Here is an 11,900-nt window from a genome sequence, read left to right as displayed (position 1 = left end):
CAAATGGGTTACAGTCAAGAAGATGATGATGTTGAAATTGTAACACATAAAGTTGCATTAGGTGAAACTATGTTAATGATTTCAAAAAAATACCTTGTTTCTCCAACCGAAATTTATAGGTTAAACAAAAAGGCAATAGACGGAATTAGCGAAGGAACGATTTTATACATTCCTCAGCCTATTAAGAGCCAAGAAATAATTACTCAAAGAAAAGAAAAAAGAGAAAAAGAAAAATTAGCATTACTTGAGCGTAAAAAAGAAAAGGAATTAGCAGATGCTAAAATTGCCGAAGCTAAAGAAAAAGAAGCGTTAGCTGCAGTTTCAAATTCTGAAGATACAAAAGACCCAAATTACGGTAGACGTGAAGCTATATCAAAATTAAATATATCAGATAAAAAACAGTTTATTGACCATGAAGTGGCGTCTGGAGAAACACTTACTAGTTTGTCTAAAAAATATGGTGTGACTGTTGAAGAAATTGAAAAAGAAAATGGAAAAGTTTTAAAGAAAGGACTTCAATCAGGATCAACTTTAAAAATGCCAGTAGCACAAAATTTATTTATTAATAATGAACAAAAGCAAGTTGTATCAACAATATCAACTGAGCAAGATAATAACAATTCTTTGTCTGAAATTACACATAAAGTAAGTTTGGGAGAAACACTTTACAGCATATCAAAAAAATATGGCACAACAGTTGATGAAATTACAGCTGATAATATAGCTCTGTTGAAAAACGGACTGCAATCTGGACAAGTGTTAAAGATAAAAACAAATAAAGCAATTGTTGTTAATGAAGTTAAAACTGAAACTGAAAAATTAATAAAAACAGAAGAACTAGCTGTTGATGATTCAAATCCTGATGACTTTACACAAATAAAACATCTGGTGCAACCAAAAGAAACGTTATATAGTATTTCAAAATTATACAATGTTTCTATTGATGATATTAAACAACAAAATGAATCTCTTTTAACAAAAAGCCTTCAATCAGGTCAAGAAATACGTATTAAAGTAAAAAAATAATTGTCCTGAATTAATTTCAATTTTATGAATCAAATTAAAAAGATATTTCTGTTAATAGTGCTGGTTTCATTTAGTTCTTTTGCTCAACCCAATAAGGATTATGTTAAGCATACTGTTTTGGCAGGAGAAACTGTTACTCAAATTGCTAAAAAGTATAAAGTAACACCTTATGATATTTATAAGCTTAATCCAGAAGCAAAAAACGGAATTAATGAGAATCAAGTATTATTAATTAGTTTACAAAATTATAAAGTTAAAGATTCAAAAAAAGAGAGTCAAGTAACTATTGAGTCTAAAGCTCTTGAAACTTATATAGTTCAACCCAAAGACACTAAATATAGTTTAGCCAAAAAATTCAACATTACTATTGATGATTTAGATAATTGGAATAAAGTAATTGTTAGAGATGGTTTACAAGAAGGACAAGTGTTAATTGTAAAAAAGCCTTTAGATCCAAAGTATGTAATTCCAACAACGGTTAAAGATTCGATATTAGATTATGGCAAATATATAATTCAGCCAGAAGATACAAAATATGGGATTGCTAAAAAGTTTGAATTGACAATTGAGGAATTAGAAGAACTTAATCCTGAAATTAAAGATGGTTTTCCTGTCGGAATTGCTATTGCGGTAACTAAAAAAGGAAAAAGAGCAATTTCAAAAGAAAAATCGGATTATGAGCAATATGAAATTAAACCCAAAGAAACCCTTTACGGAATTTCTAAAAAGTTTAACGTTTCTCAAATGGAAATATTAAAGTTAAACCCAATTTTAAGCGAAGGTTTTAAAGAAGGTTTAGTTATTAATATTCCAAGTGATACTTTAAAAGTATTAGAGTCAACTTCAGATAAAACTAAATTAGTAGCTAAAAAAAGCGATGTTGAAAAAACTTTAGTTTTACTTCTTCCGTTTAATATTCCAATGATGGAAAGTGATTCAATTAGAAGTAAATCAGAGTTTTTAAATTCTAAAAACGGACAATTAACTAATATTGCTTTAGATTATTATGCTGGTGCTTTAATTGCAATTGATTCTGCAAAAAGAATGGGTTACAGTAATTTAAAAGTAAAAGTTATTGATTTTGAATCCAAAAAAACATCAAATAACTTGAATTCAATTATTCAAAAAAATGATTTTTCAAAGGTAAATGCTGTCGTTGGTCCTTTAATAAATTCACAAGTAGAACAAACGGCAATCGCTTTAGAAAAATATAATGTTCCCATTATTTCTCCTTTGTCTGTAACTAACGGAAAGCCATATCCTAATATTTATTATGCAAGACCTTCAGATGAATTGATGCGTGAAATGTTATTTAATCACTTCAAGAAAAATAATGGAAATGTATTGGCAATTTTTAGCAATAAAAAACAAGAAAATAAAGAAATAGTATTGGCTCAATTTCCTGAATTAAAAATGGTTCCTTTAACAGAAAAAGGTACAGTTACAGCAGAAAATATTACATCACTTTTAGATCCAACTAAAAAGAATTTTGTAATTCTTGATACCGAAAAAACAAATATAATTTTAAGTACAACAAGTATTCTATCTAAATTAAAATCTAAATATGACATTCAATTAGTTGTTTTCGAAATTTATGATGCTTTAGAATTTGAAGAAATACCTTTAAAAAGATATACAGATTTAAAAATGATGTTTCCTTCTGTAACTAGAACTAATAAAAGTGGATATTATGAGTCTTTTCAAGAAAAATTCAAGAAAGATAATAATGTTAATCCTAATTTCTTTGCTACACGAGGTTTTGATGTAACTTTCGATACTATTTTGAGAATGTATGAAGAAAACGGATTTGTGAATTCTACTACAGGTTTGACTTCAGAACAATTGCAAAGTAAATTTAATTATAGAAAAATCGAAGATGGTAATTATAATACCGGAATTTATCTAATGTATTATACAGACGAATTAACCATAGAAGAAGTAAAATAATGCCAACATCAAAAGTGACTTATTTAGGAGATTTAAGAACTTCTTCTATACATATAAATTCAGGTTCAGAAATTATTTCTGATGCTCCTTTAGATAACAACGGAAAAGGAGAAGCATTTTCTCCAACAGATACTGTAGCAAACGGTTTGGCATCTTGTATGTTTACTGTAATGGGAATTAAAGCTCAGGATATGAATAGCGATTTATCAAATTCTACCGCAGAAGTAACAAAAATAATGGCCAGCGAACCAAGAAGAATTTCTGAAATTCATATTATTTTTAATTTCAACATAAGTGTTGATGAAAAAACTAAAACTATTTTAGAAAGAACTGCTAATACTTGTCCTGTTCTTTATAGTTTGCACCCAGATATTAAAAAAGAAATTACTTTTAATTGGAAGTAATTTGACAAATCAAGAACAATTAGTTAAACTCGCTCATGCTAAAATGCCATTTGGTAAATATGAAGGTAGATATTTAATCGATTTACCTGAGTATTATGTGGTTTGGTATCATAACAAAGGTTTTCCAAAAGGTCAATTAGGAGAACAACTTAAACTAGTTTATGAACTTAAACTAAATGGTTTGGAAGAACTAATTAGAAATATTCGAAGAAATTTCCGCAAACCGAATTAAATAAATTAAAATAATTGCTAATTTTCAATTGTAAATTATCAATTATAAATCGTATTTTTGCACGTTTTAAACAACAACACAACAAACAACAACTACACAATGAATCAAACAAAATATATATTTGTTACTGGTGGTGTGACTTCTTCTTTGGGAAAAGGAATTATCGCTGCCTCTTTAGCAAAATTATTACAAGCAAGAGGTTACAGGGCAACTATTCAAAAATTTGATCCATACATCAATGTTGATCCAGGAACTTTGAATCCATACGAGCATGGAGAATGTTATGTAACGGATGATGGAGCAGAAACAGATTTAGATTTAGGACATTACGAACGTTTTTTAAATGTTCCTACTTCTCAAGCTAATAATGTTACAACAGGTAGAGTTTATCTTTCGGTTATTGAAAAAGAGCGTAGAGGTGAATTTTTAGGAAAAACAGTTCAAGTTGTTCCTCACATTACAAATGAAATTAAAGAACGTATGCAATTACTTGGTAACACAGGTGATTATGATATAGTTATTACAGAAATTGGTGGAACTGTAGGTGATATTGAATCATTACCTTATATAGAATCGGTTCGTCAATTATTATGGGAATTAGGTGATGAAAATGCCATATGTATTCATTTAACTTTAGTGCCGTATTTGGCTGCTGCTGGTGAATTAAAAACAAAACCAACGCAACATTCTGTTAAAACATTAATGGAAAGCGGAATTAAAGCAGATATTTTAGTTTGTAGAACAGAACACGAACTATCAGATGAATTACGTCAAAAATTAGCTTTATTTTGTAATGTTAAGAAAGAAGCTGTAATTCAATCTATTGATGCTTCAACAATTTATGATGTACCAAATTTAATGTTAGAAGAAGGATTAGATACTGTCACACTTAAGAAATTAGGTTTACCTGAAAAAAATAGTCCAGATTTAAAACATTGGAATGAGTTTCTTCAAAAGCATAAAAACCCAAAACATGAAATCAATATTGGTTTAGTGGGTAAATATGTTGAATTACAAGATTCATATAAATCAATTCTTGAAGCTTTTATTCATGCTGGTGCTACAAATGAAACAAAAGTAAATGTCATTTCTGTTCATTCTGAGTTTTTAAATGCCAAAACGGCAGAAAAACAATTAAAAGGTTTAGATGGCATATTAGTTGCTCCTGGATTTGGTAATCGTGGTATTGAAGGAAAAATTGATACTGTTCGTTATGCAAGAGAAAATAAAATCCCGTTTTTAGGAATTTGTTTAGGAATGCAAATGGCTGTTATTGAGTATGCAAGAAATGTATTAGGTTACAAAGATGCAAATTCAACTGAAATGAATGAAAACACTAAGTATCCTGTCATTAATTTAATGGAGGAACAAAAAAATATTGTAAATAAAGGTGGAACTATGCGTTTAGGTGCTTGGAAATGTTCAATCAAACAAGGAACATTAGCAAATGAAGTTTATGGAACAGCCGAAATTTCTGAACGTCATCGTCATAGATACGAATTTAACGCAAAGTATTTAGATGAATTACAAAATGCAGGTTTAATTGCATCTGGTGTTAATCCTGATACAAAATTGGTTGAGATTGTAGAAATAAAAGATCATCCGTTTTTCATCGGAGTACAATATCATCCAGAATATAAAAGTACAGTTGTAAATCCTCATCCTTTATTTGTGAGTTTTGTAAAAGCTGTAGTTAAAAATAAAGCAAATAGACTGAAGAGTCATACAGTTTAATTATAATAAATTAATTCCCTTTGGATTAATCTAAAGGAATATATACTAAAAATGGAAGAAAAAAAATTAGATCTAAATTCAATTATTGGATTTGTATTAATTTCAGGGATTTTAATGTGGATGTTATATACCAATACACCTACACCTGAAGAACAAGATGCTAAAGCAAAAAAAGAGCAAATTGACAAACAAAAAGAATCAGTAAAAACAGAACAAACTCCACAGATTGCTCCAGTTGTTACAAATGATTCTTTGCAAAATGAACAAGCTAAAGCACAATTAGGGTCATTTGCTTATTCTTCAACTCTTCCATCAGCAAAAGAAAATGTTACAACTATAGAAAATGACGTCCTTTCTTTAAAGATAGCGAATAAAGGTGGTTATATAGTAGAAGCAACTGTTAAAGGTATTAAACAATTTGAAAGAAATTCAAAAAAGGATGTTCAAATTATTAAAGAAAATAACGCTAATCTAAATATTACTTTAAATACAAAAGATAATCGTGTTTTAAATACAAAAAACATGTTTTTTGAGCCAACTTTGACAAAAGATGGAGAAAACCAAGTTTTAACAATGCGATTAAAAGCAGGTGAAAATCAGTTTTTAGAATATCGTTATGTATTGAAACCTAAAGAATACATGTTAGATTTTGGAATTAAAACACAAGGTTTAACAAATGTAATTAATACTTCAAAAGCATTAGATTTAGAATGGCAATTAAAAGCCTTTAGAAACGAAAAAAGTATTTCATATGAAAACCGTTACACAGAAATGGTTTATGAATATGAAGAAGGAAAAGACGATTATTTAAGTGCTGCAAAAGATGATGATGATATTGTAAAAGATGTAAGTTATATTGCTTTTAAACAACATTTTTTTACTTCAATCTTATTAACAGATACTCCTTTTAAAACAGCTGAATTAAAATCTCAAAATTTAGTTCACGATGAAGAAATTGATACAGTTTACACTAAAAACTTCATAGCAAAAGTTCCTTTAGATTTCAAAAATGGTGAACTTAATTATGCTATGAACTGGTATTACGGTCCAGCTAAATATGAAACATTAACTAGTTATGAAAAAAATCTAGACGAAATTATGCCATTAGGTTGGGGTATTTTCGGATGGATTAACCGTTGGGTATTTATTCCAGTATTTGGATTTATTTCTTCTATTGGATTTGGTTACGGATTATCAATTATCATTTTTACGATTTTGGTAAGATTGGTGATGTCTCCAATTACATATAAATCATATTTGTCACAAGCGAAAATGAAAGTATTGCGTCCTGAAATTAACGAATTAAACGCTAAATACAAGGATAATGCAATGAAGAAACAACAAGAAACAATGAAGTTGTATTCTAAAGCCGGAGTAAACCCTATGGCAGGTTGCTTGCCCGCTGTTATGCAAATTCCAGTTTTTTATGCTTTGTTTCAGTTTTTTCCTTCGATGTTCGATTTAAGACAAAAAAGTTTCCTTTGGGCAGACGACTTATCATCTTATGATGCTATTTATCATTTGCCATTTAGAATTCCTTTTTATGGCGATCACGTAAGTTTATTTCCAATTTTGGCTTCTGTTGCTATTTTCTTTTACATGAGAATGACAACCGGAGATCAACAAATGAGTGCTCCAACACAAGAAGGAATGCCAGATATGGGAAAAATCATGAAAATTATGATTTATATTTCACCATTGATGATGTTGATTTTCTTCAATAACTATGCTTCAGGATTGAGTTTATATTACTTTATTTCTAATTTAATTACAATCGGAATTATGTTAGTTATTAAGAAATACATTGTAAATGACGAAAAAATTCACGCTAAAATTCAGGTTAATAAAACCAAAGAGAAGAAAGAAAGCAAATTCCAGAAAAAAATGAGAGAAATGATGGAACAAGCTGAAGAAGCTAAAGCTCAAAAGAAAAAATAAATAAAGCATACATATTAAAAACAAAATCCCTGCTTTTTTTGGCAGGGATTTTTTTTATTGGTTAAATCAATGAACTAAATAAAATTTAAATTGATAAATCTAGAACAGGAGTTAGTTTATTAAACTAGATAATTGATTTTCTATTGATATACTTTTAAGTTTCTATTTGCTGAATTACTTTAAAAAAATGTCAAGTGCTTTCACATAATTGTAATAATTACTATTAGTTTAAAAAGATGTATTAGTTTAAAAAAAAATTTTGAGAAAGATATATTTTATTATTTAAAAAATTAAATGACGTAAAAAAGTCTAAATAAATGATATTAGTCGTCTTTTCATATATGAAGAATAAAAAAAGCCACTCAAATTAATGAATGGCTTTTTTTTCATAGCATTTTTACTTAATTAAAACGGACGCAATACTCTATCTACAGCGTGAATTACACCATTTGAACATTGAACATCAGTTAAAACAATATTAGTTTGTGCAGCAATAGCATCAGTAATAACTGTTCCAGCAACTGTAAAAGTTCCACCTTGAAGCGTAGTAATTGGTGTTGTTGGAATGCCAGTAGATAACACATTTGCTTCACCAACAACATGATAAGTTAACAGTTCTGTTTTTTGCGTAGGTGTTAAAGTACCATATAAATCAAGAACTGGTTGTGTAAATGCAGTATTCAAAGGAGCAAATACTGTAAAAGGAGTTGGAGTTCCTGTCGTTAAAGATAATGTTGGTACTAAACCTTGATCATCTAAAAGTCCAACTAAAACTGTGAAATTAGAATTTGCAGCGGCATGAGTTACAACAGTTGGTAAACCAATTACCGCACTTACTTTGTGAATTACTCCATTTGTTGCAATAATATCAGCCTGTGTTACGTTAGATACTCCGTTAAGACTAACACCATTTGAAGTATTGATATACATACTTAATGTGTTTGTAGTTGAAGCAGCTCCTTTACCTAGAGTTTTTACATAACCAGTAGATAGGCCTGTTGAAAGATTTGTACCTGCAACAACATGGTTTAATAAAAGTTCTTTCAATGCAGGTGTTGGAACAGCATCTAGGTTTGCATAACCATTTGCTGACAAGAAAGCTGCAAATGCAGCATTATCTGGAGCAAATACAGTAAGAGAACCATCTTGGCTTAATGTTTGCACTAAATCAGCTTTTGCTAAAGCAGCAACTAAAGAAGAGAATTCAGGTGTACGTGATGCAATTCCAGCGATTGAGTTGTCAACTGGAGGAACAACAATAGAATCATCATCATCGTTAGAGCACGAAAACATCATCACACTTGTAGTGATGATTAAAGTTAATTTGATTAATTTTGCAATGTTTTTCATAGTAATTATATTTTTTGTTTAATCAAATTTAATAAATCATAAACAATAAACAAAACGATTATAAAAACATAAAGCATAAATTAACTTTTTTTACAAATTGTTTAAGTATTTGACTATCAATTTAATAAAAATTAAAAAAACATAAAACATATGTTAAAAACAAAAAAAACAGTTACAATTCTTTTATTTTTTATCTCAGCATTGTTGTTTTCTCAAGAAAGCATAAATCAGCTAGACTCCAAAGGAGAACGTCATGGTTTATGGAAAGGAAAGTATGAAGAGTCTAATCGTCCAAGATATGAAGGTGTTTTTGAACACGGAAAAGAAAAAGGAGTTTTTAAATATTTTGATGATACTAAATTAGGAAAAGTAATAGCGACAAGAGATTTCTCTAAAGAAAATGGTTCTTGTTATGTTACGATGTTTGACCGGAAAGATAACATTGTTAGCGAAGGTTTGCTAATAAATAAAGAATATGAAGGGGAATGGAAAATATACCATAAAGAATCTAAAGTTATAATGACTAGCGAAAATTATAAAAAAGGAAAACTTAATGGAGTTAAAAAAATCTTTTATGATGATGGTTCTTTAGCAGAAATTATAAATTTTAGTGATGGAGAAAGAGATGGAAACTATAAAAAATATGGTGTTAACGAAAAAATTCTTGAAGATTTAAATTATAAAAATGATCAACTTCATGGAGAGGCAACATTTTTTGATGGTTTAGGAAATATTTCAATTCAAGGTCAATATAAGGAAGGCCTAAAAGTAGGGGTATGGAAAACCTTTGAAAAAGGGAAAGTCGTTAAAGAAGAAACGGCAAGAAAATATACTGCAAAAAACTTTGAATATACTATAAACCCAGAAGGAGAAAAAATTCCTGGAGAAATGAAAGATAGAGTAGTAAAAGAAAGAAAAAGGATTAAAAAAGAAAAGAAAAAATAGTTTACAGAATTCAGAAATTATAACAAATCATTTTCGTTTGGCTTTAGCCAACGAATAATAATAAAAATATTTGTGGCCTTTTGGCAAAAAAAATAATAAAAATAAAATGGAAAGAGTCGTAGTAGGACTTTCGGGTGGAGTAGATTCAAGTGTTGCAGCTTATTTATTGAAAGAGCAAGGCTATGAAGTTATTGGTTTATTTATGAAAAACTGGCATGATGATACCGTTACAATATCAAATGAATGTCCTTGGTTAGAAGATAGTAATGATGCACTTTTAGTGGCCGAAAAATTAGGAATTCCATTTCAAACGGTAGATTTATCAGAAGAATACAAAGAAAAAATTGTGGACTATATGTTCAATGAATATGAACAAGGTCGAACTCCAAATCCAGATGTTCTTTGTAACAGAGAAATTAAGTTTGATGTTTTCATGAAAATTGCCTTGTCACTTGGTGCAGACTATGTGGCAACAGGTCACTATTGTAGAAAATCAAGCATTGAAAATGACGGAAAGGAAGTTTTTCAATTGTTAGCTGGAAAAGATGATAACAAAGATCAATCTTATTTCTTATGTCAATTATCGCAAGAACAATTAGCTAAAGCTTTATTTCCAATTGGTGAATTGACAAAACCACAAGTAAGAGAAATTGCTACTCAAATGGATTTAGTAACGGCTGATAAAAAAGACTCACAAGGTTTATGTTTTATCGGAAAAGTCCGCTTACCTGAATTTTTACAACAAAAACTACAACCAAAAGAAGGTGTTATTGTTGAAGTTGATGCAGAAGATGATATATTTGAGTTAGCAACTACAGAATTTGTAAATATTGAAGATACTTTTAAATATCAAGCGAGAAAATTAGATTTTTCAAATGCTAAAGCTAAAGTGGTAGGAAAACATCAAGGAGCTCATTATTTTACAAATGGACAACGTAAAGGATTGAATGTTGGAGGAACAAAAGAACCTTTATTCATCATTCAGACAGATGTTAAAGAAAATATTATTTATACAGGTCAAGGTTCAAATCATCCTGGTTTATATAAAAATGCTTTATTCATTAAGTCTGATGAAGTTCATTGGATAAGAGAAGACTTGCGATTACAACCTGACGAAAAAAGAGAAGTTATGGCAAGAATTCGTTATCGTCAACCCTTAGATAAAGCAACTTTGCACCAATTTGAATCAGGAATGTATGTTGTTTTTGATAACCCGCAATCGGCTATTACAGAAGGACAATTCGTAGCTTGGTATGAAGGTGAAGAGTTGTTAGGTAGTGGTGTAATTTCATAAAATAGTACATGAATTTTTTTTATATAATTTCAGGGTTAGTTTTATTAGTTGTTGGTGGAAATTGGTTGTTAAAATCTGCTGTAGGATTATCTTACAGATTAAATATTTCAAAAATTATAGTTGGTTTGACTGTGGTTTCCTTTGCAACATCTTTACCAGAACTTATTGTGAGCGTTCAAGCAGCTTTAGATGGTCATCCAGATATTGCGGTTGGAAATGTTCTTGGTTCTAATATTGGTAATATAGGCTTAGTGCTTGGAATTGTACTTTTAATTAATGCCATTCAAATAGATAAAAGTTTTTTTTCAACAGATTGGCCTACAAAAATGATTGCTTCAACTTTATTATTTGTTTTCTTACTTATGGACGGAAAATTAAGTAGAGGTGAAGGTTTTACATTTATTGTTTTACTGATTCTATTTTTACTTTATTTAGTCAAACAAAATAAAAAAGTAATTGCAGATATTTCTGAAATCAAAGAAGAAGCAATGCCTTATATCAAAATTTTCGGATTTCTAGCCATTGGAGGTTTTGCACTTTGGGCAGGTTCTGAATTATTAGTAGAAGGAGCTGTAAATCTTGCAAAAACTATAGGTGTAAGTGAACGAGTTATAGCAGTTACAGTTGTTTCAATTGGGACAAGTATTCCTGAATTAGCTTCTTCAGTTATTGCAAGTATTAAAAAAGAAAATGATATTTCAATCGGAAACATTATTGGCTCTAACATATTCAATATTTTGAGTGTTTTAGGAATTACAGCTATAATAAAACCAATTGAAAACATTGATCCAAGAATATTAAGTCAAGATATTTATTGGATGCTTGGTTTTAGTTTGTTATTATTACCTTTAGTTTTATTACCCAAAAGAGGAAGTTTAAGTTTTAAAGAAGGAATTTTATTGTTGGTAAGTTATTGTGTTTTCATTTATTTTACAATTATGTAAAAGCTTCTTTAAGAATTTTATATATTTGAACTAAAATAGAAAAATGAAAAAGTTACTACTTCTTATTGTTTTATTTATTTCATATA

10 protein-coding genes are annotated in these 11,900 nt (G+C 29.2%); 9 read left to right on the top strand and 1 reads right to left on the bottom strand.

Annotation, left to right across the window (positions count from 1 at the left end):
• From AACZ53_RS10635 to yidC, 6 genes are all read left to right on the top strand, one after another.
• On the top strand, positions 1-1,026 hold a 1,026-nt coding region (locus AACZ53_RS10635; RefSeq protein WP_339838094.1), incomplete at its 5' end, for a LysM peptidoglycan-binding domain-containing protein.
• A 24-nt stretch (positions 1,027-1,050) separates the two neighbouring features.
• Complete coding sequence (locus AACZ53_RS10630; protein WP_339838092.1) at positions 1,051-2,973, top strand: LysM peptidoglycan-binding domain-containing protein; 1,923 nt, start codon at positions 1,051-1,053, stop codon at positions 2,971-2,973.
• Positions 2,973-3,377, top strand: coding sequence for an OsmC family protein (locus AACZ53_RS10625; protein ID WP_339838090.1), 405 nt, complete (start codon positions 2,973-2,975; stop codon positions 3,375-3,377). Before AACZ53_RS10630 ends, AACZ53_RS10625 begins: the two co-directional genes overlap by 1 nt.
• A gap of 1 nt (position 3,378) precedes the next feature.
• Positions 3,379-3,609, top strand: a complete 231-nt coding sequence (locus AACZ53_RS10620; protein WP_339838088.1) for a DUF3820 family protein — start codon at positions 3,379-3,381, stop codon at positions 3,607-3,609.
• A 99-nt stretch (positions 3,610-3,708) separates the two neighbouring features.
• A complete protein-coding gene (locus AACZ53_RS10615; RefSeq protein WP_339838085.1) occupies positions 3,709-5,343 on the top strand; it encodes a CTP synthase in 1,635 nt (544 codons plus the stop codon).
• A 51-nt stretch (positions 5,344-5,394) separates the two neighbouring features.
• Positions 5,395-7,281 (top strand): membrane protein insertase YidC, encoded by a 1,887-nt coding sequence (gene yidC, locus AACZ53_RS10610; protein WP_339838083.1) that lies wholly within the window; start codon positions 5,395-5,397, stop codon positions 7,279-7,281.
• Positions 7,282-7,686: 405 nt separating this feature from the next.
• On the opposite strand, the gene AACZ53_RS10605 is transcribed toward yidC, so the two are convergent.
• Positions 7,687-8,631, bottom strand: coding sequence for a fasciclin domain-containing protein (locus AACZ53_RS10605; RefSeq protein WP_339838081.1), 945 nt, complete (start codon positions 8,629-8,631; stop codon positions 7,687-7,689).
• Between the two features lie 150 nt (positions 8,632-8,781).
• Between AACZ53_RS10605 and AACZ53_RS10600 the strand changes: the two genes are divergently transcribed.
• The 3 genes from AACZ53_RS10600 to AACZ53_RS10590 all read left to right on the top strand — a co-directional run bounded on the left by AACZ53_RS10600 (position 8,782) and on the right by AACZ53_RS10590 (position 11,814).
• On the top strand, positions 8,782-9,576 hold the full coding sequence (locus tag AACZ53_RS10600) for a hypothetical protein (RefSeq protein ID WP_339838078.1): 795 nt from the start codon (positions 8,782-8,784) through the stop codon (positions 9,574-9,576).
• Between the two features lie 70 nt (positions 9,577-9,646).
• Complete coding sequence (gene mnmA, locus AACZ53_RS10595; protein ID WP_339838076.1) at positions 9,647-10,870, top strand: tRNA 2-thiouridine(34) synthase MnmA; 1,224 nt, start codon at positions 9,647-9,649, stop codon at positions 10,868-10,870.
• Between the two features lie 8 nt (positions 10,871-10,878).
• Positions 10,879-11,814, top strand: coding sequence for a calcium/sodium antiporter (locus AACZ53_RS10590; RefSeq protein ID WP_339838074.1), 936 nt, complete (start codon positions 10,879-10,881; stop codon positions 11,812-11,814).
• The last annotated feature ends 86 nt before the right edge of the window (positions 11,815-11,900 follow it).

The sequence above is a fragment of the uncultured Flavobacterium sp. genome (assembly GCF_963975005.1).
Classification (GTDB): domain Bacteria; phylum Bacteroidota; class Bacteroidia; order Flavobacteriales; family Flavobacteriaceae; genus Flavobacterium.
Note: the sequence above shows the minus strand (reverse complement) of the source record. Positions and strands in the feature narration are given on the sequence as shown.